Genomic DNA, 26,717 nt, shown 5'->3' on the forward strand with positions numbered 1-26,717 from the left:
CCGCGCAACCTGTGGGAGCGGGTTTGCCCGCGAATGCTGCAGTGAAGCCAGCGACGCATTCGCGGATGAACCCGCTTCCACAGGCTACCGTGTTCAGTTCTGGCGGCCGGGCCCCTGCTGCAGGTGCGCCTGGCTGCAATACCACTCGTTGCCCTGCTGCAGCGCCCGGTCATTGGGCAGGTGCACACCACAATGGGCGCAGCGCACCATCTTCAGTGGCGCATCCAGCTTGGCCTCGGGGCGTGACTGCTGGCTGACTTTGAATTTGCGCCACAGCCAGAACGCGGCGGCGATCAGGGCGATCCAGAAAAGTAGGCGAACCATGGTGTCCAGCTTGTCGGTTGAAGAAGTCGACAGTCTAGGACGCGGCCAATAAAAAAGGGAGGCCCAAGGCCTCCCTTTCACCTACCGCAGCAGATCAGTCGAACAGACCAAAGGTCATGTAGCTGAACCAGGAGCGGTCTTGCTCGGCTTCCTTCGGCCCTTCCGGCACGATCGGGTCGCCGTTCTCGTCCTTCGGCAGCAGCTCTTCCGGCATCTCGTCGCGCGCGTCCTGGAACTGCTTGACCACGTCCTGGTTGGCGCGGGTTTCGCCCGGCGGCAGCGGGGTTTCGGTTTCGATCAGGCCCAGGGTGGCCTTGGACAGCCAGCCACGGCCGTCAGACTCGGTCTGCTTGGGCTGGAACTCACCATCCGCCAGGCTCGGGTGGTCCGGGTAGTTGAGCTTGAGGGTTTCCAGGCTGGTGGCCGCCAGTTCGTCCAGGTGCATCTTCTGGTACGACTCGACCATCACCGCCAGGCCATCACCGACCGACGGGGTTTCCTGGAAGTTTTCCACCACGTAGCGGCCACGGTTGGCTGCGGCCACATAGGCCTGGCGGCTCAGGTAGTAGTCGGCCACATGGATTTCATACGCGGCCAGCAGGTTGCGCAGGTAGATCATGCGCTGCTTGGCATCAGGCGCGTAGCGGCTGTTGGGGAAACGGCTGGTCAGCTGGGCGAACTCGTTGTACGAGTCGCGCGCGGCACCCGGGTCACGCTTGGTCATGTCCAGCGGCAGGAAGCGCGCCAGCAGGCCACGGTCCTGGTCGAACGAGGTCAGGCCCTTGAGGTAGTAGGCATAGTCGACGTTCGGGTGCTGCGGGTGCAGGCGGATGAAGCGCTCGGCGGCCGACTTGGCAGCCTCGGGCTCCGAGTTCTTGTAGTTGGCGTAGATCAGCTCGAGCTGCGCCTGGTCGGCATAACGGCCGAACGGGTAGCGCGACTCCAGGGCCTTGAGCTTGTTCACGGCGCTGGTGTAGCTGGAGTTGTCCAGGTCAGCCTGCGCCTGCTGGTACAGCTCGGCCTCGCTGAGGTTCTCGTCAATGACTTCCTTATTCGAGGAACAGGCCGCGGTGAGCCCGAGGATGGCGATCAGCAGCAGGTGTTTCACTTGCATGGCGGCTTGCGTCCCTTTGACGGCCGCTGTCTTGGGCGGTGCCGTCCTGTTATGATGAGCGCCCCGGCCAACCCCGGGACAAAAGAAGCCGTATTTAACCACAAGCTCGCAGCCGAAACCAAAGGCTGTGCGCCCGCCGAATCGAGCATGTCCGAGATCATTCAACTTAGCGCAGAGGTGCCGTCCGAACTGGGCGGTCAACGCCTCGACCAGGTCGCCGCCCAATTGTTCGCCGAGTACTCGCGTTCGCGGCTAACTTCGTGGATCAAAGAAGGCCGCCTGACGGTCGATGGCGCGGTAGTGCGCCCTCGCGACCTCGTCCATGGTGGCTCGCAGCTTATCCTGGAGGCCGAGCAAGAGGCCCAGGGTGAGTGGGTCGCAGAAGATATCGAACTGGATATCGTCTACGAGGACGACCACATCATGGTGATCAACAAGCCTGCCGGGCTGGTTGTGCACCCAGCCGCCGGGCATGCCAGTGGCACCCTGCTCAATGCCTTGCTGCACCACGTGCCGGATATCGTCAACGTACCGCGCGCCGGTATTGTTCATCGCCTGGACAAGGACACCACCGGCCTGATGGTGGTGGCCAAGACCTTGCAGGCGCAGACCCGGCTGGTCGAGCAGATGCAGGCGCGCAAGGTCAGCCGCATCTACGAGTGCATCGTGATTGGCGTGGTGACAGCTGGTGGCAAGATCGATGCCCCGATCGGTCGCCATGGCGGCATGCGTCAGCGCATGGCGGTCACCGACGGCGGCAAGCCGGCGGTCAGCCACTACCGTGTGCTCAAGCGCTTCCGCTCGCACACCCACGTGCGGGTCAAGCTGGAAACCGGCCGTACCCATCAGATTCGCGTGCATATGGCGCATGTCGGTTTCCCGCTGGTCGGCGACCAGACCTACGGTGGCCGCTTCCGGATTCCACCGGCGGCCAGCCCGACCATGGTCGAGGCAGTGAAAACCTTCCCGCGTCAGGCACTGCATGCACGCTTCCTCGCGTTGGCCCACCCGATTACCGGTGAAGTCATGAAGTGGGAATCGCCACTGCCGGACGACTTCGTCTGGTTGCTGTCGCTGCTGAACCAGGACCGCGAGAGCTTTATCGGATGAGTGGCCTGACGCAGACGCTGCTGTACCCCGACTGGCCGGCCCCGGCCTCGGTGCGCGCCTGCGTCACCACTCGCCAGGGCGGCGTCAGCCTGCCGCCCTATGAAACCTTCAACCTTGGCGACCACGTTGGCGATGACCCGGCAGCGGTGGCCGAGAACCGTCGCCGCCTGAGCGACGCATTCGCCATTCAGCCGGCCTGGCTCAAGCAGGTACATGGGCTGGTGGTGGCGGATGCCGACCCGGCGATGGTGGCCGAAGCTGACGCCAGCTGGACCGACCAGCCTGGCATTGCCTGTGCCGTGATGACTGCCGACTGCCTGCCCGCGCTGTTCTGCGACCGGGCGGGTACCCGCGTGGCGGCGGCGCATGCTGGCTGGCGCGGGCTGGCCGGTGGTGTGCTGGAGGCCACGCTTGACCGTTTGGCAGTGGCCCCGGAAGAGGTGCTGGTGTGGTTGGGGCCGGCAATTGGCCCCCAGGCATTCGAAGTCGGGCTGGAAGTGCGTGATGCGTTTACTGCCGTTCATCCTGAAGCGGCCCGGGCGTTTGTCGACGGCGAACGGCCAGGCAAGCTGATGGCTGACATCTACGAACTGGCGCGCATTCGCCTGGCTGCCCGTGGGGTGACTGCCGTTTATGGCGGTGGCTGGTGCACGGTCAGCGATGAGCGCTTCTTCTCCTATCGCCGTACCCCGCAGGGGGGGCGGTTTGCTTCGCTGGTGTGGCTGGAGCCGCGCTGACCTGCACCGGCCTCTTCGCGGGTGAACCCGCTCCCACAGGATAATCACAGTCTCTGAGAGCAGTGCAGTACTTTTGGGAGCGGGTTCACCCGCGAATGGCCCGGCATTAATCCAACAGGTTGACTTTGGTCAACCCCGCTACGCTTGAATCTTCCACAATCAGCCTTATCTATAAGGTCATCTCAGGCAGGTTTCTTCATCAACAGGCGCTGTCCATCGCTCCGACCTGCCCTTTAAAGGAAGGTATCCCATGCGAATAGACCGTTTGACCAGCAAGCTGCAGCTTGCCATATCCGATGCCCAGTCCCTGGCCGTTGGCATGGACCACCCAGCCATCGAGCCCGTGCACCTGCTGCAGGCGCTGCTCGAGCAGCAGGGCGGTTCGATCAAGCCGCTGCTGATGCAGGTAGGTTTCGACATCAACAGCTTGCGCCAGGCGCTGGTGAAGGAGCTCGACCACCTGCCGAAAATCCAGAACCCGACCGGCGACGTGAACATGTCGCAGGACCTGGCGCGCCTGCTCAACCAGGCCGACCGCCTGGCCCAGCAGAAGGGTGACCAGTTCATTTCCAGCGAGCTGGTGTTGCTTGCTGCCATGGACGAGAACAGCAAGCTCGGCAAGTTGCTGCTCGGCCAGGGCGTCAGCAAGAAGGCCCTGGAAAACGCCATCAACAACCTGCGCGGCGGTGCGGCAGTCAACGACGCCAACGCCGAGGAATCGCGCCAGGCGCTGGACAAGTACACCGTCGACCTGACCAAGCGTGCCGAGGAAGGCAAGCTGGACCCGGTGATCGGCCGTGACGATGAAATCCGCCGTACCGTGCAGGTATTGCAACGCCGGACCAAGAACAACCCGGTGCTGATCGGCGAACCTGGGGTCGGCAAGACCGCCATCGCCGAAGGCCTGGCGCAGCGCATCATCAACGGTGAAGTGCCTGACGGCCTCAAGGGCAAGCGCCTGTTGGCGCTGGACATGGGCGCGCTGATCGCCGGTGCCAAGTACCGCGGCGAGTTCGAAGAGCGCCTCAAAGGCCTGCTCAATGAGCTGTCCAAGCAGGAAGGCCAGATCATCCTGTTCATCGACGAACTGCACACCATGGTCGGTGCCGGCAAGGGCGAGGGCGCCATGGACGCCGGCAACATGCTCAAGCCGGCCCTGGCCCGTGGCGAGCTGCACTGTGTGGGCGCGACCACGCTCAACGAATACCGCCAGTTCATCGAGAAGGACGCTGCCCTGGAGCGGCGCTTCCAGAAGGTGCTGGTCGAGGAGCCGAGCGAGGAAGACACCATTGCCATCCTGCGTGGCTTGAAGGAGCGCTATGAAGTGCACCACAAGGTGGCCATCACCGACGGTGCCATCATCGCCGCGGCCAAGCTCAGCCACCGCTACATCACCGACCGCCAGCTGCCGGACAAGGCCATCGACCTGATCGACGAAGCGGCCAGCCGCATCCGCATGGAGATCGACTCCAAGCCGGAAGTGCTCGACCGCCTCGACCGTCGCCTGATCCAGCTCAAGGTGGAATCGCAGGCGCTGAAGAAGGAAGAAGACGAAGCCGCGAAAAAACGCCTGGAGAAGCTCACCGAGGAAATTACCCGGCTGGAGCGTGAATACGCCGACCTGGAAGAAATCTGGGCGTCGGAAAAGGCCGAAGTGCAGGGCTCGGCGCAGATCCAGCAAAAGATCGAGCAGGCCCGCCAGGAACTGGAAGCCGCCCGGCGCAAAGGCGACCTGAGCCGCATGGCCGAGCTGCAATACGGGGTGATCCCGGACCTGGAGCGCAGCCTGCAGATGGTCGACCAGCACGGCAAGGCCGACAACCAGTTGCTGCGCAACAAGGTCACCGAGGAAGAAATTGCCGAAGTGGTGTCCAAATGGACCGGCATCCCGGTGGCCAAGATGCTCGAAGGCGAGCGCGAGAAGCTGTTGAAGATGGAAGAGCTGCTGCACCAGCGCGTGATTGGCCAGGGCGAGGCGGTAACCGCCGTGTCCAACGCCGTGCGCCGCTCGCGTGCCGGGCTGTCCGACCCGAACCGGCCCAGTGGCTCGTTCCTGTTCCTCGGCCCGACCGGGGTGGGCAAGACCGAGCTGTGCAAGGCGCTGGCCGAGTTCCTGTTCGACACCGAAGAGGCCATGGTGCGTATCGATATGTCCGAGTTCATGGAGAAGCACTCCGTGGCGCGCCTGATCGGCGCCCCGCCAGGCTATGTCGGCTATGAAGAGGGCGGTTACCTGACCGAGGCGGTACGCCGCAAGCCTTACTCGGTGGTGTTGCTGGACGAGGTGGAAAAGGCTCACCCGGATGTGTTCAACGTGCTGTTGCAGGTGCTGGAAGACGGCCGCCTGACCGACAGCCACGGGCGCACCGTGGACTTCCGCAACACGGTGATCGTGATGACCTCCAACCTGGGCTCGGCGCAGATCCAGGAACTGGTGGGTGACCGCGAGGCACAGCGGGCAGCGGTGATGGATGCGGTGGGTTCGCATTTCCGCCCGGAATTCATCAACCGTATCGACGAAGTGGTGGTGTTCGAGCCGTTGGGCCGCGAGCAGATTGCCGGTATTACCGAAATCCAGCTGGGCCGCCTGCGCAGCCGTCTGCAGGAGCGCGAGCTGTCGCTGAGCCTGAGCCCGGAAGCCCTGGACAAGCTGATTGCCGTGGGTTACGACCCGGTGTATGGCGCACGGCCGCTGAAGCGCGCCATCCAGCGCTGGATCGAAAACCCGCTGGCGCAGCTGATCCTGGCAGGCAAGTTCATGCCTGGTACGGCGATTACCGCCAAGGTGGAAGGCGAAGAAATCGTCTTTGCCTGAATAGCAGCACCCAGAGCCCCGCATCTGCGGGGCTTTTTCTTGCCTGTTTTCCTGTGCTGGCCTCTTCGCGGGCATGCCCGCTCCCACAGGAATTGCATAGATTTCGAGGGCTGCGCCGTCCCTGTGGGAGCGGGCGAGCCCGCGAAGAGGCCGGCGCGGCCCCAGCAAATCCGGGGTGTTTAGAATTTCCTGGATAACTTGCTGAAATTTTTGAAATTTTTGCTTGCATCTGAAATCGAGTGCCCCTAATATACGCCGCGTTGTCAGGCACTAAGCGAATCACCAGCAACATCGGGGATCGCAAAACAACTTACAAATCAGTAAGTTGAACGAAAAAAAGTGGTTGACAAGCAAAACGAAGAATGTAGAATAGCCGGCCTCAGCAGCGACAACGCGAAAGCGGATAGCCAAAGAGACCGAAGCTAACACAAGCTTCGAAGTAGTAAAGGTTGTACCGAAGTTCAGTTCCGCGATAGCTCAGTCGGTAGAGCAAATGACTGTTAATCATTGGGTCCCTGGTTCGAGTCCAGGTCGCGGAGCCAATCTCGGGGTGTAGCGCAGTCCGGTAGCGCGCCTGCTTTGGGAGCAGGATGTCAGGAGTTCGAATCCCCTCACCCCGACCATTTTCCGGGTCGTTAGCTCAGTTGGTAGAGCAGTTGGCTTTTAACCAATTGGTCGTAGGTTCGAATCCTACACGACCCACCATGTAAAAAGGGCATCTCGAATGAGATGCCCTTTTTCTTTTGCCTCGATTTTTTCCAGAGCGCCGGCCGTCCGGTGCATCTCGACGCTAGCCTTGCAAGAGGGCTACCAGCCTTGTCGCCGACAAGCCAGCTCCCACAGGTACAGCACAGAACTTGAGGTCTGTGAGCATTGTGTGGAGCCGGCTTGCCGGCGATGGGGCCAGTACAGGCAACCGCTACGGCGTGCCTGTCAGTGCAACTTCAGGCGCGGCTCGGTACCGCGGCCAATCTTGCTGCCCAGCATCATCAGCGCAGTGCGGAAGAAACCGTACAGCGCCATCTGGTGCATGCGGTACAACGACACATAGAACATGCGCGCCAGCCAGCCCTCCAGCTTCACGCTGCCCATCAGGTTACCCATCAGGTTGCCCACCGCCGAGAAGCGCGACAATGACACCAGCGAACCGTAGTCCTTGTACGCATAAGTCGGCAGCGCCTTGTTCTCCAGCCGTGCCTTCAGGCTCTGCGCCAGCATCGAGGCCTGCTGGTGCGCGGCCTGCGCCCGTGGCGGCACGTTGCGGTCGCTGCCGGGTTGCGGGCAGGCGGCGCAGTCGCCGAAGGCAAAGATGTTGTCGTCGCGCGTGGTCTGCAGGGTCGGGCGCACCACCAGCTGGTTGATGCGGTTGGTTTCCAGGCCATCGATGTCCTTGAGGAAGGCTGGCGCACGGATACCCGCCGCCCACACCTTCAGGCTGGCCTGGATCACTTCGCCATCCTTGGTCTTCAGGCCATCCTCGGTCACTTCACTGACGGCGGCGTTGGTCATCACCTTGACCCCGAGTTTTTCCAGGGTCTTGTGCACCGGCACGCTGATGCGCTCGGGCAGTGCCGGCAGCACGCGCGGGCCTGCTTCGATCAGGGTGATGTGCATGTCCTTGGGCTGGATACGGTCCAGGCCATAGGCTGCCAGTTCGTGGGCCGCGTGGTGCAGCTCGGCCGCCAGCTCCACACCGGTGGCACCCGCGCCGACGATGGCCACGCTGATTTTCTCGCTGGCCACGTCACCGGCATGGGCACGCAGGTAGTGGTTGAGCAATTGCTGGTGGAAACGCTCGGCCTGCTTGCGGGTGTCGAGAAACAGGCAGTGCTGCGCTGCGCCCAGGGTGCCGAAGTCGTTGGTATTGGAACCCACGGCAATCACCAGGGTGTCGTAGCCCAAGGTACGCGCAGGCAGCAGCTCGCGGCCCTCTTCGTCGAGGGTGGCGGCCAGCTGGATCTGTTTGCCTTCACGGTCCAGGCCGCTCATGCGCCCCAGCTGGAAGTTGAAGTGGTTCCACTTGGCCTGGGCCACGTAGTTCAGTTCGTCTTCCGAGGAGTTCAGCGAGCCGGCGGCCACTTCGTGCAGCAGCGGTTTCCAGATGTGCGTGAGGTTGGCGTCGACCAGGGTGATCTCGGCCTGCTTGCGCTTGCCCAGGCTTTTACCCAGGCGGGTCGCCAGTTCCAGGCCGCCGGCGCCGCCGCCGACAATCACGATGCGATGAGTCATGGGAATATCTCATAAGGTTTACGGAATTCGGGGCCCAGGGGGCCGGCCGCACACTGCGCGAGGGGAGGGCGAGCGCGAAGCAGCTCATAGCACCAACCCACTCAGCAGGCGGCTGATGAGACCCAACCCGATGGTCACGGCCACCACCAGCACAAGGAGCAGCCACGGCCGGAAGGGCCTGCGCTCGACTTGGTGCTGGGGGGCTCGCAGATACTCATCGACACGACGCTGATCTTCTGGATTCAGACGGCTGGTCATGGTGGGGCCTCGTCAGGTAGACGTTTGTGACTGCGCAAACGCTACAGCGTTCACGCAGGGGCTTGAAACAAATGATAATGCTTTCTATCTCTGGCGCCGAGTGTACGCCATCGCAAACACTCGCTGCACTGGATCAAAGACTGATGCCCACGTCGAACACGATGCTGCGCCCCAGGTTGCCGCGCAGGAAGTCCGGCGCATCCGGGTGGGCGAACAGCACCCGGGCAAAGGTCGGCCCGACCAGCGACAGCGAGCGCCAGCCCTGGCGCAGGTATTCGGTGGGTGGCGGGAAGTGCGTGTTGAGGTCGAGCACCTCGCGCTTGAGGCTGGCGAAGGCGATGATGTCCAGCTCGTTCAGCTCCAGCCCGCGCTCACGGTAGTTGTGTGCCTTCTTGCGCAAGGTCGGCGCCAGGCGCCCCAGCAGTTCGCTGGCACTGATGCGCCGCGGGCGCGCTTCGCGGCGCACCAGTTGCGCCAGGGAAAACGCACTGCGCCGGCGCTGCAGCTCTTCGCGCCATTCATCGTTCAGCCGGCGGCCCTCGTCGAGCACGAAGAACACCTCGAAGGCGGCGTCGCGGAACAGCACGTCTGGCGGCTCCTGGCCGGCCGGGGTGAAGTCCTCGCTGCGGTAGGGGATGTTCAGCCCCTGCAACAGGCGTTGGCACACCCAACGCTCCCGCTCCCACTTGCGGGCGTTGGAGAGAAAGGCATTGGCTTGTTCGGCCTGGATAGTAAGCAGGCGCAGGTAGTCTGAGTCATCCATGGTGCAAGCTTAGACGCTAATCGATGACGGTAAGATGCTGTTTGTGCGTATAAATCAGCGCCGCGTTGGCCCTTGCTGCCGGCCCTGCGTATTCACCGGGCCAAAGCCCGGCCGGCGCTGATGCTGTGGAGCGCTGCTGCCCGCAGCCGAATGAAACGGATAATAGGTGTAGACTCGGCCTTATCCACAGGAAGGCAGGGGGCATTGTTCAGGTGATCAGCGCGCAGGTATTGTCCGGCACCACCCTTACCCTTGGCTGGCTGGGTTACGTACCGTTGCTGATCTGGGCAATCAGCCAGGTGCGCTGGGTAGAGCTGTTCACCGACCGGCGCCGCCAGCACCTGCTGTTCGGCACGGTGTTCTGCCTGTTCGCCCTGTGGCTGGTGAGGCGCGATTTCGACACTGGGGTGTCGTACCACTTCATCGGCATGACGGCGGTGACGCTGTTGCTGGACTGGCCGTTGGCCGTGCTCGGCGGTTTCATGGCGCAGCTCGGTTTGCTGGTGCTCGGGCGCCAGGACCTGGCCGCGCTGGGGATCAATGGCTTGTTGCTGGTTGGATTGCCGGTGTTGATTGCCGAGGCGTGCGCGATAGGGGTCGAGCGCGCTCAACCCAGAAACCTGTTCGTGTATATCTTCTGTTCCGGCTTCTTCCCCGCAGCCCTGACGGTGCTGGCCTGCCTGTCGGCCGGGTTGGGCTTGCTGTGGCTGAACGGGCGCTTCGCCATGCCGGAGTGGCTGAGCGACTTTGTCGGCTACCTGTGGCTGATGATGTTCCCCGAGGCGTTCATCAACGGCACGGTGATCAGTGCGCTGGTGGTGTTTTGCCCGGAGTGGCTGGAAACCTTCAACCGCACACGGTATCTGCAGGCGCCGTGGAAGGAGGATGAGCGATAGCTGTGCAACCACATGCCCCCCTGTGGGGCGGGCTTGTGTCGCGGAAGGGCAGCGAAGCAGCCTCGGCGATAGTGGCCATGAAGCCATTGAAGGGGGCCGCTTTGCGGCCCATCGCGACACAAGGCCGCTCCTACAGGGGCGGAATGCGGCAGCAGGTTGCCAACGAAGGCCGGCATGGCCGGTGTGGTGGACTTAGTGGCGCGGTTCCAGGTCGCCCGAATACAGCTCATCCTCGGACTCGTCCGAACCCGGGATCTTGTGCTCCTCCGCCGCCCAGGCGCCCAGGTCGATCAGCTTGCAACGGTCCGAGCAAAACGGCCGGAACGGGCTTTTCTCGTTCCATTCCACAGGTGCGCCACAGGTCGGGCAATCGACGGTCAATGGCTGGCTCATGGCTGGCCTCCTCGTAAAGTCAGGTAAAAGTGGTGCAGGCGGTCAATCTGTTCATGCAACGCGGCGAGGTCGCCGTCATTGACCACCACATCGTCGGCATGGCGCAGGCGCTCCTCACGCGCCAGTTGGGCCTTGAGTATGGCCTGCACCTGCTCGGTACTGGTGTTGTCCCGCGCCAGGGTTCGCGCCATCTGCAGTTCTTGTGGCGCATCGATCACCAGCACCCGTTGGGTTTTCTGGTATTGCCCCGACTCGATCAACAGCGGCGAGACATACACCGCATACGGCGACTCGGCCTTGGCCAGGTAGCTGAAGATCTCCTGGCCGATCAGTGGGTGCAGCAATTGCTCCAGCCATTTGCGTTGCGCCGGGTCGGCGAAGATCAGCTGGCGCAGGGCCGTGCGGTCGAGCTGGCCGTCCGCTTGCAGCACGCCAGGGCCGAAGCGCTCGACGATGCTGGCCAGCGCCGGTCGGCCAGGTTCGACCACCCAGCGCGCCGCCTGGTCGGCATCGACCAGGTGCACGCCAAGCTCGACGAAGCGCTCGGCAGCGGCGCTCTTGCCGCTGCCGATGCCGCCGGTCAGGCCGAGAATCCAGGGGGTAAAGGCCGCAGTGGTCATCAGAATCCAAGCAGTTGCAGGTATGAGGCGTATATTTCATCACCCCAGAGCACGGCAATCCACCCCGCAATCGCCAGATAGGGCCCAAACGGCATCGCCGTGCCCAAGGCATGCCGGTGCAAGCGCAGCAGGCACAGCCCCACCAACGCCCCGACCAGCGACGACAGCAGCAGCGTCAACGGCAATACCTGCCAGCCCCCCCAGGCGCCGATCAGTGCCATTAGCTTGAAGTCGCCGTAGCCCATGCCCTCCTTGCCGGTGACCAACTTGAACAGCCAGTACACCGTCCACAGGCTGAGGTAGCCGATCACCGCCCCCCACAGCGCCCCGGCCAGGGGCGCATAGAGGCCGAAGGCGTTGACGATCAGCCCCAGCCACAGCATCGGCAGCACCAGCACATCCGGCAACAGCTGGTGCCTGGCATCGATCAGGCTCAGGGCCAGCAGGCACCAGGTCAGCGGCAGTGCCAGCACGGCCTCGAGCGAAACACCAAAGTGCCAGGCCACCACCAGCGAAAGCAGCGCGCTGGCCACCTCCACCAGCGGATAGCGCAGGCTGATGCGGGTCTTGCAGGCTGAACAACGCCCGCGCAAGGCCAGGTAGCTGATCAGCGGAATGTTCTCCCACGCGCGGATTCGATGGCCGCAATGCGGGCAACGCGAGGCTGGCAGCCACAGGTCGAAGCGTTCCTGCGCCGTTGTCGGCAGCCCCAACACCTCCTGCGCCTCACGCTGCCATTGCTGCTCCAGCATGATCGGCAGGCGGTACACCAGCACATTGAGGAAACTGCCCACCAGCAGGCCGAGCAGCGTGGCCAGGGTGAGGAAGTACGCTGGCTGCTCCGCCAGTAAAATCCATGAAGTCATGTTCAGATCAAGCTACCCAACTGGAAGATCGGCAGGTACATCGCCACCACCAGGCCGCCTACCAGCACGCCCAGGATCAGCACGATGGCTGGCTCCAGCAGGCTGGTCAACTGGTCCAGCGCCTGGCTGACCTGTTCCTCGTAATGGCTGGCGGCTTTCTCCAGCATCTGGTCCAGCGTACCGCTGGTTTCACCGATGGCCGTCAGTTGCACCAGCAACGGTGGAAACAGCGGCTCGGCGGCCATCGCCTGGTGCAGCCCCTGCCCATTGGCCATGCCCTGGCGCAACCGCAAAACCGCCTGTTCGTGCAAGTCGCCACCACTCACCCGCGCCACCGTACCCAATGCATCCAGCAAAGGCACTCCGGCGGCATAGGCCGTTGCCAAGCTACGGGCGAACCGCGCCAGCGCCGCCTGCGCCAGCAACCTGCCGAACACCGGCAAGCCCAGCACCTGCCGGGATAGCCACAGGCGCGTCGGTGCATGCTGCCGGTAAATCCGGCGCATGGCGAAACCGAGCACAGCGCTCAGCACCACCAACAGCGGCGCAAACCGGCTCAGCAGCGTGGACAAGTCGATGACCCATTGGGTGTACGCTGGCAATGCCGCGCCCATGCCTGAAAACAGGTTCTCGAATTCGGGTATCACCTCCAGCAGCAGAATCGCCGACACCCCCAACCCGGTCAGCAACAGCAGCAGCGGATAGATCATCGCCTTGCGCACTTTCCTGTGCAGCGCTTGGCGTTGTTCCAGCATGGTCGCCAGCTGTTCCAGCTGCCGGTCGAGCGTGCCGGATTGCTCACCCACCCGCACCAGGTTGCAGTACAGCGCATCGAACCAGCCTGGGTGGCGCTGCAACGCGTCCGCCAGCCCCAGGCCCAAGGCCACATCCTGTTTCAATCTGCCCAGCAACGCCGCCTGCCCCGCGTCGCAGCCACTGCGCCCCATCACCTCGAACGCCTGCAGCAGCGGTACCCCGGCCTTGAGCAAGGTCGCCAATTGCCGGCTGAATCCTGCCGGGTCGGCTTTTGCCTGGCGTTTCGGCAAACTGAAGGTCAGCCCGCCGGCGGGCCGCAAACTTGCCACTTTGATGCCCTGACGAATCAGCCCGGCGCGCACGTGTGCCGGGCTGCGCCCGGGCGTCTGGCCGCTGACCGGCTGGCCGTTGGCGTCGGTGCCGTGCCAGCTGTAGAGAGGAGTCGATGGGTTCATGCCAAGGTCCTTTTTCCTGCCCGTGCGACAAGCTTCGAAACAGCTTGCCGGGTCCATGCCAGGGCGCGCGTCCATGATGCTCACTAGAGTAGTTCAGCGAAGATGACGCCCAAGCGGGCAGGGGTGACAAAAGGTGTCTGTTCAGGCCTACTGCGCCGCTGCCGGTTGGGGCGAGACAGACCTCAACGAGTACACGTAGCAAAAAGGAAACTGTTCATGAAAGGGCAACGCGGTATCACCCTGATCGAACTGATGATCGTTGTCGCGATCATCGGCATTCTGGCGACCATCGCCTTACCGATGTACACCAACCACCAGTCCCGCTCGAAGGCTGCGGCCGGGTTGCTGGAGATCAGCGCGCTGAAGACCGCGATGGACCTGCGCCTGAATGATGGCAAGGACGTGGCGACGGTGGCCGAGCTGGGTGGGCAGCCGGCCACGGCGCATTGTGCGATCACGGCCAGCGGCAAGGCGGCGGACGGCACCGGGAGCATCGTTTGTACCCTGGTGGATGCGCCGGCTACCGTGCTCGGCAAGGCCATTACCCTGACGCGCGCGGCGGCTGGCTGGGCGTGTACGACCGACATTGAAGAAGACCTGGCACCGAAGGGGTGCAAGGCGCCTTGAGGTGGGGTAATAAGGTAGGCGAAACAGGGGTTTGCGTAACGGGTGCGAGCAGTGGTACGTTGCGCTACACGCCGGTGTAGCTCAGTCGGTAGAGCAGCGCACTCGTAACGCGAAGGTCGCAGGTTCGATTCCTGTCTCCGGCACCAGACAGTTTGGTCGATAGTATTCTTTGCTATCGCACCATCAGTAAGCCCGCCTAGTGCGGGCTTTCTTGCGCCTGTTTTTTCTCAACAGGCCTGCAAGTCTCGGACTTAACCGTTCAAACCCCTGCGGCCACCACGCCCATTTTTACAGGCAGCTCCCGCCCTGTAGGAGCGGGTTTACCCGCGATCCCGGGCGAAAATATTGCCGGTTTTGCGAGTACGCCTACGAAACCTTGTCCCGCAATAGAGACCCGTTTTTAAAAGCTCACGAAACACCCCGCAAGGGCTGCAGAGTGAGGGGCTTGGTTCTCCCTATCTGTCTCATGCTGCTGTCGGCTCGCACACTTTGGCCGCAGATATCTCGTATCTCAACAGTCCGGCGGAGGACTTGCGCTACCTATTGACACCAACCCCCCGCCGTTGCTTAATCGATTCGCCCCTCGCGACCTGGCAGGCCCAGATCCCTGTAGTACCTGCCCCCGGCCCATCGCAATCCCTACCCGTCGTGTATTCCCAGTTTCATATAACAACAGGGGTAGTACCGTTCATCTGCCGATTACGTTATGTCCTGATTGAGTAATCCAACCAAGGAATGGCCATGAAAAGGAAATCGAGCGCCCTTGATTCAGTGGACCTGCAAATCCTGTCCATCATGCAATCCGATTGCCGGACAACCCTCTCCAAATTGAGCGAAAAGATCGCCCTGAGCGAGACGCCTTGTTGGCGGCGGCTCAAGCGGCTGGAAGACGATGGCTATATCAAGCGCTACCAGGCGATCCTCGACAAGCAAGTGCTGGGCTTCGACATCACGGCATTCATCCAGCTGTCGGTGGATTCCCATACCCCCGAATGCACGCGTGACCTCGAACAGCGGCTGACCGCCTCGCCCGAAGTGATGGCGCTGTACAACGTCACCGGCGACTTCGATTTCCTGGTCCACATCGTCTGTCCGAACATGGAGATCTATTCGCAGTTCGTCGAGCTGACGTTGCGCTCGCTGAAATGCATCAAACAGATCAAGACCTCGGTCAGCCTACGGGAGATCCGCGCCAGCAACGACCTGCCGATCTTCTCGATCTCCGCTTGAGTCATTTCACGTGGTGGGAGGCTGGGCGTACACGTCCGGGCGGTGGAGTTGCCACAGGTAGTTGGGCCGGTTCACCGGTGTGAAGCCAATTTTCTCGTACAGCCAGGGAGCGGTGGTGGTGGCCAGGAGGATGCGCCGCAGCGAACGGACCTCGGGTACTTCGAGCAACGTTTCCGACAGGCGCCGCCCCAGGCCCCGCCCCCGGTACGCTTCGTCGACGAAGACGTCGCACAGGTAACCGAACGTCGCGTAATCCGTGACCAGCCGGGCGAAGCCCACCTGCTTGTCGCCGTCGTAGGCACCCACGCACAGGCTGTTGTTGATGCTGGTTTCCACCCGCTCCCGGGAGATGCCGGCGGCCCAGCTCGAGGTAGTGAGGAAGCCGTGGACGTACGGGATGTCCAGGCGGGTCTTGTCCAGTGTCAGCGTGATGGTGTCGGTTTCAGTGATGGTGTCCATGAAGCCCTTCCTTGAATGCCGGGTTGTCTTGTTTGCGGTAGAAGGCCACCAGGGCCACCGCCAGTGCCGCAAGCGCGCAGTTAACATACCAGAACAAGGTGAAGTCGCCCGCGGCGACGAAGCGGCTGGCGACCGCGTTGCCTGCCACTGCGCCCAATAGGCCCATCAGGCCCAGCACACCGAAGCCCACCGGGAGCAGGTCGACCGCCAGGCCTTTGCTGAGCAACGCGTCGATCGCCGGGTCGATGGTGATTTCGCCAAGGGTGAACAACAACACGCCAATCAGGAACAGTGGCCGGCCGGACGACTCGGCCAGAAGCCAGAAGGCCAGCAACATGCAAGCGAAGCCCAGGGCCAGGGTGAAATACACCGACAGTCGTTGCGACAGCCACGTGTTCAGGGGAATCTGCAGCGCCATCACCGCGGCGGCGTTCACCCAGAATACGTGGGCCACAGCATCGGTGCCCCACGCGCTGTCGGCGACCAGGGGCAGGGCATACTCCAACTGGATGTAATGGAACTGGTAGCACAGGGTGACGATCATCAGGATCACTGCCAGTGGCATGCCCACCACTGCACGTACGGCCTTGCCGAAGGCTGGTTTCGGCCGGGCAACGCGCTCGGGTGCCGTCGCGGGAGCACGTACGACCCGAAGCACCCACAGCGCCACTACCTGGATGCACGCTGCGAACAAAAAGAAGGCGAATGCCGTCTGGTCGATGAGCGCGGCCCCCAGGGCACTGCCCACCGCTACACCGAGGTTGTTGACCGTGCTTCGGAAGGAAAACAGCAGGTAGTGGTTCTCACCCGGTGTCAGGGCGACGAGTGCGGCCTTCGCTGCAGGTGTGAAAAACGCCTTGCTCACCCCCAGCGCCAGGCTCAGCGCGCAGAGTGCGGGCGCGGCGGACACACCGGTGGCGAACAGGGCATAGGTGGCGATCTGCAACACCAGGCCAACCTTCATCGTCAACAAGGGGTTGGTCCGGTGGCTCAGGTAGGCCCCGGCAAAGGATGCCACGTATTGCCCCGTGAGAAACAACGTGAGCTGCCCCGCGGCGAAGGCCGGGGACTGCCCGAGCACCTTGACCAGGTACACCACGAAGAAGGGAATGACCGAAAAGTAACCCAGTGCGGTCAGGAACTGGACCAGTACGACGCGCCGTGCGTCGCTCGGCATGGTAACCAGCAGGGTGCGTAGGTTCATGGGGCGACAATGACCTCGATGTGGTCGATTTCCAGGTTCAGGCGTGCGTCCAGCAGAGCCCGATCGGGCGCCGAGACGATGATGCCGCCATGACGGTGGAACGAGTCGGTCATGCCTGCGATCCGGTCGCCGGGTGCAAGCTTCATTTCCAGCCAATGCACGTAATCGGCCCTGTTTTCGGGCAGGCGGATCGACCTTACGGTGCCGGCAGGGAAGTCGAAATAGCGGATGGCGGCGCACCCGCGACGAGCGAGCGTCACCTTCACCGGCTCGTCGAGCAGCAGCCGGGCATGGGCGCTGACCATGTCGAACCCGGTTGCTATCTCCACCAGATGCCAGATGCGGTCGCCTCCTGGCCGGTTATGGCATTCAATGATCTCGATTGCCTCGCCGTCGAGCTTGAACTCCAGGTGTCCCGGCCCGTCGCTGAGGCCGATGGCATCCAGGCAGCGGGTGATGTAACGCCAGTGGCTGGCGGACAGGCCGGATGATTCGGGATCGACCACGTGGCCGAGTTCCACCAGCCCGCTTACCCCACCCAGGCGTTTCTCCGTCACGGCCAGCAAATGGTGAACCCCGGCGATGCTGAAGGTCTCGCAACTGTATTCCTTGCCTGGTATCCAGGTTTCGACGATGTAGCGTCGGTTTGCCGCGAGGTTCACGCTGGCACCGGGTTCGACCCGCTGCACGTCGCGGCTGCCGGTACCGTCCACAGGCTTGACCACAAGCGTATCGCTGCCTTCGTTGTGCAGCGCAGTCTCGCTCGTGCCGGTCCACCGCTCGCAGAAGGCGACCTGGGTGAGCCCATGGTCGCGCAGCGCCTCGCGCGTCAACACCTTGTCCCGCGTGACCAGCGAGGGATGCAGCGGCGGGGCCACGATACCCAGGACTCGGCCGATGATGGCCGCCGGTACGGTACCGAGCTCGGTGAACGACAACACCGCCCGCAACGGCGCGGATGCGTCGATGGCGCTGGCTTTGAACAGCAGGCCAGGGAGGTCGTTGAAATCCGCCAGGTGGATTTCGCACGGTGCCGTACGTTGCCAAGGGGTCAGCCGGTTCGGCTCGGTCAGCACGATGACCGACGGCGCCACGGCCATGACCTTGCGCAAGTAGTCGTCTGTGGGGCCGAGCAATAGCAGGCTCATCGATCACCCTTGCAGGTCGAGGGTCAGTTCGGAGAACACGTGCAGGAACTCGTCCAGCGAGTCCTGGCTGACGGTCAGCGGCACGATCAGCTTCAGCACAGCGGGATCATGCGCGCAGATCGTGGTGCAGACCTGGTTGAGAAACAGCGAGTGCCACAGGTTGAAGCAGGTCTGTGCATCCCGCGCGCGGATGAAGAAGCACGCACCGAGTGCGGTAACCTCCTCGATCACACCCGGGCAGCGTGTCGCGCAGGCGCGCAGTTGCCCGGCAAAGCGCTCCAGTGGGGCCAGCGCATGGTCCGCCCGAAGGTACTCGTCGAGCAGGTCCAGCACAGCGCTGGCCAGGTTCAGCGCCAGGTTGTTGTTGGCGAAGGTGCTGCCGAGGATCTTCTGGCAACCGGGCCGGGCGAACAGTTTGTCGAACAGCGGCGTGCGCAGCAGCAATTGGGCACTGGGTATCATGCCCCCGGTCAGCGCCTTGGCCAGCAACAGCACGTCGGGCCGTTCACGCCAGCCCAGGGCCTGCATCGCCGAATAGGCGCCGCAGCGGCCGAGCCCGGAGAACACCTCGTCGACGATGCTGACGGTGCCGAACTCCCGGCACGCCAGGAGCAAGCGGTCTGCCTCGTCGGCAGTGCAGCAACGGCCGCCGCCGATGGCCTGGACGGGTTCGATGAGCAGGGCGGCGACGTCTTCATGGGCGATCAGTGCCAATGCCTGGTCGATCTCCTCGAAATACACCACTTGCAGGTCGGGGCGCAGCGTCTCGAAACCCGCGCGGTGGGCGGGCTGATCGCTGAGGTGCAGGGTCAAGGCACTGTTGCCATGGAAGCAGCGCTGGCGGACCAGCACCTTGCGCCGCGAGGTGTGAAACAGCGCCGCCTTGACCGCGCCTTCCACCGCTTCGGTGCCGGTGGTCAGGGTACACAGCTTCCATGAGCCGGGCAGTTCGATGCGCTCGACCAGGCGCTCCGCCAGTGGCGCGGCCGCGGTACAAATTCCCAAGGGCGCCCCGGCGGGCAGGTCTTGGCGGAGCAGCGCCACCAGGCACTGCTGGACCGCTTCATGGTTGTGCCCGAGGATCGAAGCCCCGTAGTGGCCGATGAAGTCCAGCCAGCGCTTATTTTCGTTGTCGTACAAGAATTCGCCTTTGGCGCGAAGGAATACCGGGGCCTCGCCCAGCTGCTGCAACAAGCCTGCCCAGTGCGGGTTGACCAGCGCCTGGTATCGCTCCAGAGCCGTCGTTGGGCTCACAGGAAATCTTCCATGGCGAAATTCAGCGGCGGGCGGCGGTTGACGACATGCAGCCGGTGCAGTTCCTCCCAGGCGCGGTGGGTCAGCTCCAGCAGCAGGGCGTAGGCCGTGGCGGTCGAGCACTGTTGTGCCACGCTCAGTTCGCCCACCTCGGACAGCATGATCCGCGAGATGTACTGGTGGGCCAGTTTGTCGTTCAACTGCTCATGCTTGCGCGAAGGGCGGTTGTTGAACAGGGGCGTGCTGCTGAATTGCGCAGACAAGGCATTGAGCAGGTTTTCCTGGCCTGGCAGCCCTTCGGTGATGGTGGCTGCCGCGAAGTACGACACCACGTCGCGGGTCGCGAAATAGGTGTAGAAATCGCACAACAATTGGGCGAAGGGTGTCGGTAGCGCGGTGTGCAATGCCTCTTCGCTCATGCCCAGCGATTTGCAGGTCTTGAGCTCGTAAAGCTCATGTCCGGCTTCTTCCATGTAGTAGCGGCGCGCGAGTTTCTTCAGCGGTCGGGGCAACCGCTGGGCGATGGCCGGGCAGATCAGGTCGATGAACCGGTCGGTGATGTAGTACTCCTGGGCATAGCTCGCGGCGATCAGGGCGTCGCGGCGGTCGTTGTCGGCGTTGAACGAGGCGCGGTACTGGCTGCTGCCTTGCTCGGCGAGGAAATCCAGCCCCCAGCGTTCCAGGCGAATGGCCAGGTTGAGGCCCGAATCCTCGGCATCAACGGCCAGCACGCTCGTGCAGAGCTTATGCGCCCCCGGCTGTTGGCTGCGCACCAGCAGCCAGGTCAGTACCGACAGACATTTGCGCACTTCGCTCACCCAGAACGCGCTGAACTCCACGGCAACCTCGCGCGGCGGCCCGCCCAGCAGCCGCTCAAGCAGCGCGGCGGCTGCGGGTACCGCGGGCGGGCAGATGACCGACCAGCTCTGCAGCGCCACACGGGCATAGACCAGGTAGACGTTCGGGCTGCTGGCGTACAAGGCATCGAAAGGGCGTGGCGAGGTGTCGGCAATGCAGTGCAGTAATTCGCGGACAACGTCGAGGTCGGCGAAGCGCTGTCCTTGCAGGGCCGACCACGCCTCTTCAAGGGCCTGCTGCAACAGTTGGTGTTTCTTCGCCAGGGTGTGTTCGGGCGCCGACTCCCTGATCAGGCCGGCATCGTCGAGTATCGCAACGATGTCCTGCAGCTGCGGGTCGGCGGCTTTCTGCCGCAGCGCCGGCCAATGCTCGCTGTCTTCGCGCATCAGGCCTTTCAATGTCGCGTCGAGAAAGGCCATGGATTCGGAAGACAAGGCGAATTCGGAATCCTTTTCGCCAATCTCGACCGTTCCACTGGCCGCGTCCGAATGGAAATAGCCAACGTCGAGGAACGGTTTGCGGTAGCTGCCAATGGACCACTTTTCCATGTCGGGTTCCTCAGCTGAACAGGCGAAGTTTGACGCTCGTCTCGTAGTACGAGCAGATCTGGTTGTCCCAGCGGCCCATCAGTTCGAGCAGCGAACAGGTGTGAATCAGCGTCACTCGGGCTTCCTCGTCCGAAATCGCCGGGAAGTAGCCGAGTAATTCGTTGGTGATGTTGCCGTGGCCTTCGGACTCGTTGACGTTGGAGTGCCCGATGATTGGGCCCCAGAACGCCTTGGGAATGTCCAGGCGCTGACAGGATTCGATGAACAGCTGGTTGAATTCCGGATAGGGCTCTTCGAACAGGAACAGCGCGCTGATGAACGACAGCAGGTGCTGGCGCGCGTACACACCGAGCGAGGAAAAGATGGAGAAGGTCGAGTCCAGTGGCGCCACCTGGCTGAGCTTGTGCTTGTCGATTCCCACCGCGTGCAGCGCGTCGGCCAGCAGCGACTCATGATCGTGCTCTTCCAGGAACAGCTTCTTGATCCCTTGATACACCTCAGGGCTGGTGTGGTGGGCCAGCGCCGGCGAGATGACTTTCGGCGCCTGCTTGACGATGTGGTAGTACTCGACGGCGAAGCCGATGAGCTGAGTGCGGGTGACACTCTGGTCCTTCATGCGCGTATACAGCGGCGAGTCGCCCTGTTTCCGGTGGAAACTGGCAATACTGGCGTTGAGCTTGCGCGTGAACTCCTTGCCAGAAAGCACCCCTACCGGTTTGCGGTAGCGGCCTTCTGTCAGCAGGTAGTGCTTGTCCAGGTCGGCGATAAGCTCAGCTATTGATTCGGCCTCGAAGCGCGCTTCATGCTTGCGGTAGAGCTCGTCGGTGCTGAGGCAGCCTTCTTTCAGGTCGGCCAGCAATTCCACCAGGCTGGTGTCCTGCGGATCCTCCAGCACCACGCTCTGCAGCCGATAGTCCAGGTGATGGCTGTCACCGACCTGTGTGTGCAGGACGCCCGCCCGGAACTTGGGATAACGAAAACGTTGGCTATGGGTTTGCATGCGGGCGCCCCTTATGGGTTGACTGGCCGGAGAAGGGTGTCGGTGGTCGAGTAGAAATCCCAGACGGCGGAGTGGAAGTTGTCGTACAGCTCGACGAACACATGGGTGTTGGCTTTCATGCTGCGCAACTGGTCTGCTGTCACCACAGGTATTTCGGCGAACAGTTCACGGGTCAGTACGCCGTGCTCGGCGCCGATGTTGATGTTGGCGTGGGCCAGGATCGGGTCGATGAAGGCTTTGTCGACCTTCCCGCTGGCCTGCATCGCCAGGATGTAGCTGTCGACCTCGATGTCCTTGCCTTCGAGAATGCCCATGGTGGTGAAGAAGAACAGCGGATCGGTCGCGGCCCAATAGGCCAGTGCATTGCACAGGGCGAGGGTTTCCGGCAGCGGCACCGATGCGCGTATCTGCTGCTGGGTGATGCCGAGGGTACTCAGCGCCTTGAAGATGAGTTCATCGTGGCCGTACTCTTCACCGTAGAACTCATTCATTTTCAACCGCGCCTTTTCCGACGCCACATAATTGAGTACGGGCGAGTCGAACCAACTTTCGCGGTAGAGGAAGTTGAAATTCTCGATGGCCATGCCGTAATAAACGTTTACCGGTACTTGCTTCGGCGTCTGCAATGCACGCCAGAACTTGTTTGCATAGAGCGTCTTGTGCAGCAACTCCGCCTGCAGGTCCTCGATAACGAGTATGGCTTCATCACCGGTCATGTAGCGTTCGCCGGAGTCGACGCGGTAGGCCAGGTTGTTTTCGGCAAGAGAGTTCAGGAAATCCCCCACCTCCTGGCTGGGCAGGGCGCCGTTGAGCGCACAGACTTCGTCCAGTGTTTTAGTGCCGTCACATAACGCGAGCACCTGGTTCCACTGAGCGGTGTCGCCCGTCAAACCGCTGATTTCATGCTCGCTGCCTGAATACAGAAAGGTTTTTACTGCAGGGTCATTACCCTCTTCGAACCGGCCAAATGCGACAAAAGACTCGCTCATCCCAATGCTCCTGGTCGAAAGAAATAGCCGGGCATTACGCCCGGCCAGTGACGCCTTGTTACAGGTGAGCAGCCATCAGGATCGGGCGCTGATTCTTGGCCTTGATCACGATTTTTTTGCTGGAGGTTTCAACTTTCTTTTCCGATTTGGCAACGGTAGTCGACATAGCTTTATCCCTTCAGTAATGGGTGGTGCCGGTCCGGTCCGATACATGGCGTGCATGCAATTAAACATCGAAATGTCTAAACCCGGCGGGAACTATTCAAGCACCCGCTGAAGGAAAAAAAATTGCTTTTTCGAAGCTTCGCTGGCGCCAGGTTTGGAAGATTTTTCCAAGGCGCTGCTGTTGCTCTGGGCATACCTGGGAGTGGCCGCAGGCGGTCAAGTGCGGTGGAGTCTTGGGGCGTTAAGCGGCTGGTATCCGCGCAGGCCGCTCAAGCGCACGCGGTGGAATCGGGGTCGACATCACAATGGACGTCCGCGTCTCCCCATAGTGGTTGATCTTTTCAATCAACCGCTCCAAATCACCCATGCTCGCCGCCACCACCCGAAAGATGTAGGAGTCCGCCCCCGTTATGTGATGGCACTCCAAAACCTCCGGTATCCCCTCCAACACCTTGAGAAACTTCGCCTTGGCCGGTTGAGGCACGGTCATCGCCAACATTGCGCCAACCAGGTAACCCGCAGCTATCGGGTTGACCCGAGCCGCATAGCCCTCAATCACCCCCTCTTCTTCAAGGCGCCTGATGCGCTCGGTTACAGCGGGCACCGATAGATGCACATGCCGCGCAAGCTCGGTATAGGTCATGCGGCCATTGCCTTGAAGGCGCTCGAGGATTTTCCAGTCAATATCATCCATGTGCCTTAATTCCTTAGGTAGATTTGTTTTTTTCCTTGGAAAACCCATTCTGCACAATCGCCGGTATACCTACCATTCTCCCGAGCCCCCTGCCTATCGTCTGGAGAAACCCATGCTGCTGGCTAAATCATTCGTTATCGGCTTTTCGATTGCTGCGCCTGTGGGCCCGATTGGACTGCTGTGCGTTCAGCGAAGCCTGAAGAACGGCTTCCGTTCGGGGCTCGCGACCGGGCTGGGGGCTGCCAGCGCCGATACGGTCTATGGGTTGATCGGCGCGCTGGGCATTACCGGGATTTTCCTGGCTGCCCCTTCGCTGGCCAGCGTGCTCAAAGTGTTGGGTGGTGCATTTCTGCTGTGGTTGGCCTGGAGCATTGCCCGAGATGCGTTGAAACCCAGGCAGGCTGCGGAGGCGGCCGCTTCTGCGTCGGTGACGCGCGACTTTCTCACAGCGTTTGGGCTAACCCTGTCAAACCCGATGACCATATTGGCCTTCATTGCCATTTTTGCAGCGCTCGATCCCTTGGCCAGCCAGCGACAGCAGAGCGACAGCGCAATGTGGTTCGCCACCTTCCTGATGCTCGCCGGGGTGTTTCTAGGATCGGCTGCCTGGTGGCTCTGCCTGAGCGGGTTTACCGCAGCACTGCGCAAGAAAATGCCTGTTGCCTTCATGCGCGTCATCTCTGCCGTTTCCGCAGTCGCCATCGGCACTTTCGGGTTCGTCCAGGTGTTCTCCGAGTTGTGGCAGGTCGTTCCTCGTTGAGCAGGGGCTGTGAATCGCCGCTGGTTTCAAGCCCGCAGCAAATGCACTACCAGGCCAAGCACGGCACAGCCAAACAGCACCTGAATCACCCCGCGCTTGAAGCGGAACAAGGCGACCGCCGCCGCAACCGCAATCACCGCCGAAGGCCAGTCGAACGCGCCAGCAAACCCCTTCGGCCAAAGCACGTGATAACCGAAGAACATCGCCAGGTTCAGGATCACCCCCACCACCGCCGCCGTAATCCCGGTCAGCGGCGCAGTGAACTTCACCTCGTCATGCGTCGACTCCACCAACGGCCCACCGCCGAGAATGAACAGGAACGACGGCAGGAAGGTGAACCAGGTGACCAGGCTGGCCGAGACCGCGCCAGCGAGGAACGGGTGTTCCGCGCCAAACATCGGGTGCAGGTAACCTCCAACGAAGCCGACAAAGGCCACCACCATGATCAGCGGCCCTGGCGTGGTTTCGCCCAGGGCGAGCCCGTCGATCATCTGCGCCGGTGACAGCCAGCCGTAATGGCCGACAGCGCCCTGGTAGACATAGGGCAACACGGCGTAGGCCCCGCCAAAGGTCAACAACGCGGCCTTGGTGAAGAACCAGCCCATCTGGGTCAGGGTCGCACCCCAGCCAAACGTCAGTGTCAGCAGCGCCATGGGCAGGCACCACAGCGCAGCACCGACCAGCAGCAGGCGCAGCAGGTGTCCCCAGCTGAAACGGGCATGTTCGGGCGTCGGTGTGTCGTCATCGATCAGCGCCGGGCCATAGCTGTTCTTCGCAGCCCCATGGCCACCACCGATCACGAACTTGTCCGGGGCGAAGCGGCCGCCCGCATAGCCGATCAGCGCGGCGGCCAGCACGATCAGCGGGAACGGCACGTTGAGCGCGAAGATGGCCACGAACGAGGCCGCGGCCATGGCCCACAGCCAGCCGTTCTTCAGGGCCCGCGAGCCGATCCGGTGGGCCGCGTGAACGACGATGGCGGTGACCGCCGGCTTGATGCCATAGAAGATGCCGGCGACTACTGGCACCTCACCGAAGGCGATGTAGACCCAGGACAAGCCGATCAGGATGAACAGCGAAGGCAGCACGAACAGCGCGCCGGCAATCACGCCGCCCCACGAGCGGTGCATCAGCCAGCCGATGTACGTGGCGAGTTGCTGGGCCTCGGGGCCGGGCAGCAGCATGCAGTAGTTCAGTGCATGCAGGAAGCGCTTTTCGCTGATCCACCGACGGCGCTCGACCAGCTCCTGGTGCATCATCGAAATCTGCCCGGCGGGCCCGCCAAAGCTGATGAAGCCCAGCTTGAGCCAGAACAGGAAGGCCTCGAACAAGCTGACCGGCCGCAGCGCAGCTTGCGGCTCTGGCTGTTCGCTCACGGCGGAGGGGGTATCAACCATTTTCGATTTCCTCACTTGCGAAAGCCGTCAGCAGCCCATCGAAGATGCTCCCGGCAACGGTTGTCAGTTGGTCGTCATCGCCGATGCTTGCGCGCAAGCCGGCGAGGACACGCTCGATACCGGGTGCTTCGGAGGGTTGGTAGCCTCCCACATCCAGGTAGTGAATCACACGCGCCAGGCGTGCCAGGCCTGGCTGCTGAACCTCAAAACTGTCGATAAGCGTTTCGAACGACACCCGCTGCCCGACATGGCTGAACCTGGCGCCATCGAAGTCGAAGCCCAGCGCATCGTCTGGGCAATCGCCGGGGCTGTCGAGCCAGATGAACCGGGCGTTAGCATCAATGAAGCGGCGGATAAGCCAGGCACAGGCCAGGCGATCGACCCACGGGCGCTTGCGGGTCGCCCAGCGGCGGCCCTGATAGTCGCCACGCGCCAGGCGGGTGATGGCCTGGTCGTGGGCGCGCGGCTCATCGGCAGACAAGGCGCGGCTGATGTCGGTCTCGAGCGCCTGCAAAGCCGAGTCGGTCTGGGCTTTCAGTGCGCCCGGGAAGAAATCGATGGCTGCCAGCTGAGTGAACATCTTCCTCAGCTTGCGCGCCTGCCGGGCTGTCTGCAGGGCATTGTCCGGCGACAGGTCCGCCCGGCAGCCGGCAATTTCAGCGAGCAGCTTGGCGTATTCGTCACTGCGGTCGAACAGCCCGCTGAAGCGCTCTTCACGTTCCGCCAGCGTCAGCAGAAATGCCGTGCCGTTGATGGCCAGCACGTCTCGTTCCACGGCTTCGAACGTTTTACGCCCCGCACTGTGTTCCGGCAGCAGGTATACGCCATCCCGAAGTACTGCGGCACCGCAGGCTTTAAGGGTTCTCCAGGCGCGCATACGCTCGGTGGCGTTGGCTGTCGGCAGCCCGAGGATCAGTAGCGCCCAGTCAATCATGTAGGAAGCTCAACATAAAATGTATCTATCCCTACATTAAGCCAGGTTGGCGCAAAAGTAACGGTATTTGACGAGGTGTCGTGGACAGCAGGGCGCCGCGTTGCGATATCCCCC

The 26,717-nt window shown here is 62.4% G+C and carries 26 protein-coding genes and 4 tRNA genes; 11 read left to right on the forward strand and 19 right to left on the reverse strand.

All coding sequences use genetic code 11. From position 1 onward, the window contains the following. Positions 1-93 precede the first annotated feature (93 nt). A complete protein-coding gene (locus HU763_RS03285; RefSeq protein WP_170028153.1) occupies positions 94-324 on the reverse strand; it encodes a PP0621 family protein in 231 nt (76 codons plus the stop codon). A 94-nt stretch (positions 325-418) separates the two neighbouring features. Then, the gene (locus HU763_RS03290; RefSeq protein ID WP_186689394.1) at positions 419-1,438 is read right to left on the reverse strand and encodes an outer membrane protein assembly factor BamD; all 1,020 of its coding nucleotides are present in this window, start codon (positions 1,436-1,438) and stop codon (positions 419-421) included. Between the two features lie 147 nt (positions 1,439-1,585). On the opposite strand from HU763_RS03290, the gene rluD reads away from it, so the two are divergent. The 6 genes from rluD (at position 1,586) to HU763_RS03320 (ending at position 6,805) form a co-directional block, all read left to right on the forward strand. Next, positions 1,586-2,548, forward strand: a complete 963-nt coding sequence (gene rluD / locus HU763_RS03295) for a 23S rRNA pseudouridine(1911/1915/1917) synthase RluD (RefSeq protein WP_170028155.1) — start codon at positions 1,586-1,588, stop codon at positions 2,546-2,548. Further along, positions 2,545-3,285 (forward strand): peptidoglycan editing factor PgeF, encoded by a 741-nt coding sequence (gene pgeF / locus HU763_RS03300; RefSeq protein WP_186689393.1) that lies wholly within the window; start codon positions 2,545-2,547, stop codon positions 3,283-3,285. Before rluD ends, pgeF begins: the two co-directional genes overlap by 4 nt. A 250-nt stretch (positions 3,286-3,535) precedes the next feature. After that, on the forward strand, positions 3,536-6,100 hold the full coding sequence (gene clpB / locus HU763_RS03305; RefSeq protein WP_186689392.1) for an ATP-dependent chaperone ClpB: 2,565 nt from the start codon (positions 3,536-3,538) through the stop codon (positions 6,098-6,100). Between the two features lie 466 nt (positions 6,101-6,566). Beyond that, a tRNA-Asn gene (locus tag HU763_RS03310) sits at positions 6,567-6,642 on the forward strand. Positions 6,643-6,646: 4 nt separating this feature from the next. Further along, positions 6,647-6,723: transfer RNA gene (locus HU763_RS03315), tRNA-Pro, on the forward strand. A 6-nt stretch (positions 6,724-6,729) separates the two neighbouring features. Next, positions 6,730-6,805 (forward strand) — tRNA-Lys (locus tag HU763_RS03320). Positions 6,806-7,033: 228 nt separating this feature from the next. Here HU763_RS03320 and HU763_RS03325 read toward each other — a convergent pair. The 3 genes from HU763_RS03325 to HU763_RS03335 all read right to left on the reverse strand — a co-directional run bounded on the left by HU763_RS03325 (position 7,034) and on the right by HU763_RS03335 (position 9,350). After that, positions 7,034-8,329, reverse strand: a complete 1,296-nt coding sequence (locus tag HU763_RS03325) for an NAD(P)/FAD-dependent oxidoreductase (RefSeq protein ID WP_170028158.1) — start codon at positions 8,327-8,329, stop codon at positions 7,034-7,036. Positions 8,330-8,413: 84 nt separating this feature from the next. Continuing rightward, positions 8,414-8,587, reverse strand: coding sequence for a DUF3094 family protein (locus HU763_RS03330; protein WP_013970765.1), 174 nt, complete (start codon positions 8,585-8,587; stop codon positions 8,414-8,416). A gap of 133 nt (positions 8,588-8,720) precedes the next feature. Then, a complete protein-coding gene (locus HU763_RS03335; RefSeq protein ID WP_186673993.1) occupies positions 8,721-9,350 on the reverse strand; it encodes a DUF1780 domain-containing protein in 630 nt (209 codons plus the stop codon). 212 nt (positions 9,351-9,562) lie between these two features. Here HU763_RS03335 and HU763_RS03340 point away from each other — a divergent pair, with 212 nt between their 5' ends. Further along, entirely contained in the window at positions 9,563-10,246 is a 684-nt protein-coding gene (locus HU763_RS03340; RefSeq protein WP_186689379.1) for an energy-coupling factor ABC transporter permease, read from the forward strand. Positions 10,247-10,438: 192 nt separating this feature from the next. Here HU763_RS03340 and yacG read toward each other — a convergent pair whose 3' ends face one another. From yacG to HU763_RS03360, 4 genes are read right to left on the reverse strand one after another with little or no spacing between them, the layout of a single operon-like run. Next, on the reverse strand, positions 10,439-10,639 hold the full coding sequence (yacG, locus tag HU763_RS03345; RefSeq protein ID WP_170028160.1) for a DNA gyrase inhibitor YacG: 201 nt from the start codon (positions 10,637-10,639) through the stop codon (positions 10,439-10,441). Further along, positions 10,636-11,259: a dephospho-CoA kinase gene (gene coaE / locus HU763_RS03350; protein ID WP_186689368.1), complete on the reverse strand. Its 624-nt coding sequence runs from the start codon at positions 11,257-11,259 to the stop codon at positions 10,636-10,638. Before coaE ends, yacG begins: the two co-directional genes overlap by 4 nt. Beyond that, entirely contained in the window at positions 11,259-12,125 is an 867-nt protein-coding gene (locus HU763_RS03355) for a prepilin peptidase (RefSeq protein WP_186689364.1), read from the reverse strand. The genes coaE and HU763_RS03355 overlap by 1 nt, the downstream gene beginning before the upstream one ends. 2 nt (positions 12,126-12,127) lie before the next feature. Further along, positions 12,128-13,336, reverse strand: a complete 1,209-nt coding sequence (locus HU763_RS03360; RefSeq protein WP_186689361.1) for a type II secretion system F family protein — start codon at positions 13,334-13,336, stop codon at positions 12,128-12,130. Positions 13,337-13,552: 216 nt separating this feature from the next. Between HU763_RS03360 and HU763_RS03365 the strand changes: the two genes are divergently transcribed. The 3 genes from HU763_RS03365 (at position 13,553) to HU763_RS03375 (ending at position 15,193) form a co-directional block, all read left to right on the forward strand. Beyond that, positions 13,553-13,963 carry a pilin gene (locus tag HU763_RS03365; RefSeq protein WP_186673979.1) on the forward strand — a complete coding sequence of 137 codons (411 nt, stop codon included), beginning with the start codon at positions 13,553-13,555 and terminating at the stop codon, positions 13,961-13,963. Between the two features lie 70 nt (positions 13,964-14,033). Then, positions 14,034-14,109: transfer RNA gene (locus HU763_RS03370), tRNA-Thr, on the forward strand. A 595-nt stretch (positions 14,110-14,704) separates the two neighbouring features. Further along, positions 14,705-15,193, forward strand: coding sequence for an Lrp/AsnC family transcriptional regulator (locus HU763_RS03375; protein WP_186673967.1), 489 nt, complete (start codon positions 14,705-14,707; stop codon positions 15,191-15,193). A 6-nt stretch (positions 15,194-15,199) separates the two neighbouring features. Here HU763_RS03375 and HU763_RS03380 read toward each other — a convergent pair whose 3' ends face one another. From HU763_RS03380 to HU763_RS03415, 8 genes are all read right to left on the reverse strand, one after another. After that, positions 15,200-15,652 (reverse strand): GNAT family N-acetyltransferase, encoded by a 453-nt coding sequence (locus HU763_RS03380; protein WP_186689358.1) that lies wholly within the window; start codon positions 15,650-15,652, stop codon positions 15,200-15,202. Then, positions 15,636-16,856: an MFS transporter gene (locus HU763_RS03385; protein WP_186689356.1), complete on the reverse strand. Its 1,221-nt coding sequence runs from the start codon at positions 16,854-16,856 to the stop codon at positions 15,636-15,638. Before HU763_RS03385 ends, HU763_RS03380 begins: the two co-directional genes overlap by 17 nt. Beyond that, positions 16,853-18,004 carry an ATP-grasp domain-containing protein gene (locus tag HU763_RS03390; protein WP_186689354.1) on the reverse strand — a complete coding sequence of 384 codons (1,152 nt, stop codon included), beginning with the start codon at positions 18,002-18,004 and terminating at the stop codon, positions 16,853-16,855. The genes HU763_RS03385 and HU763_RS03390 overlap by 4 nt, the downstream gene beginning before the upstream one ends. A gap of 3 nt (positions 18,005-18,007) precedes the next feature. Continuing rightward, positions 18,008-19,258, reverse strand: a complete 1,251-nt coding sequence (locus HU763_RS03395) for an aminotransferase class III-fold pyridoxal phosphate-dependent enzyme (RefSeq protein ID WP_186689352.1) — start codon at positions 19,256-19,258, stop codon at positions 18,008-18,010. Next, positions 19,255-20,664 carry a hypothetical protein gene (locus tag HU763_RS03400; protein WP_186689350.1) on the reverse strand — a complete coding sequence of 470 codons (1,410 nt, stop codon included), beginning with the start codon at positions 20,662-20,664 and terminating at the stop codon, positions 19,255-19,257. Before HU763_RS03400 ends, HU763_RS03395 begins: the two co-directional genes overlap by 4 nt. 10 nt (positions 20,665-20,674) lie before the next feature. Next, positions 20,675-21,664, reverse strand: a complete 990-nt coding sequence (locus HU763_RS03405) for an iron-containing redox enzyme family protein (RefSeq protein ID WP_186689348.1) — start codon at positions 21,662-21,664, stop codon at positions 20,675-20,677. An 11-nt stretch (positions 21,665-21,675) separates the two neighbouring features. After that, positions 21,676-22,653 (reverse strand): heme oxygenase-like domain-containing protein, encoded by a 978-nt coding sequence (locus tag HU763_RS03410; protein WP_186689335.1) that lies wholly within the window; start codon positions 22,651-22,653, stop codon positions 21,676-21,678. Between the two features lie 406 nt (positions 22,654-23,059). Beyond that, positions 23,060-23,512, reverse strand: coding sequence for an Lrp/AsnC family transcriptional regulator (locus HU763_RS03415; protein ID WP_186689332.1), 453 nt, complete (start codon positions 23,510-23,512; stop codon positions 23,060-23,062). Between the two features lie 112 nt (positions 23,513-23,624). On the opposite strand from HU763_RS03415, the gene HU763_RS03420 reads away from it, so the two are divergent. Beyond that, a complete protein-coding gene (locus tag HU763_RS03420) occupies positions 23,625-24,272 on the forward strand; it encodes a LysE family translocator (protein WP_186689328.1) in 648 nt (215 codons plus the stop codon). A gap of 26 nt (positions 24,273-24,298) precedes the next feature. Here HU763_RS03420 and chrA read toward each other — a convergent pair whose 3' ends face one another. Next, a complete protein-coding gene (chrA, locus tag HU763_RS03425) occupies positions 24,299-25,669 on the reverse strand; it encodes a chromate efflux transporter (RefSeq protein WP_186689312.1) in 1,371 nt (456 codons plus the stop codon). Further along, positions 25,662-26,603, reverse strand: coding sequence for a chromate resistance protein ChrB domain-containing protein (locus HU763_RS03430; protein ID WP_186689309.1), 942 nt, complete (start codon positions 26,601-26,603; stop codon positions 25,662-25,664). Before HU763_RS03430 ends, chrA begins: the two co-directional genes overlap by 8 nt. Positions 26,604-26,717: the final 114 nt, after the last annotated feature.

It is taken from the genome of Pseudomonas anuradhapurensis (assembly GCF_014269225.2).
Lineage (GTDB): Bacteria > Pseudomonadota > Gammaproteobacteria > Pseudomonadales > Pseudomonadaceae > Aquipseudomonas > Aquipseudomonas anuradhapurensis.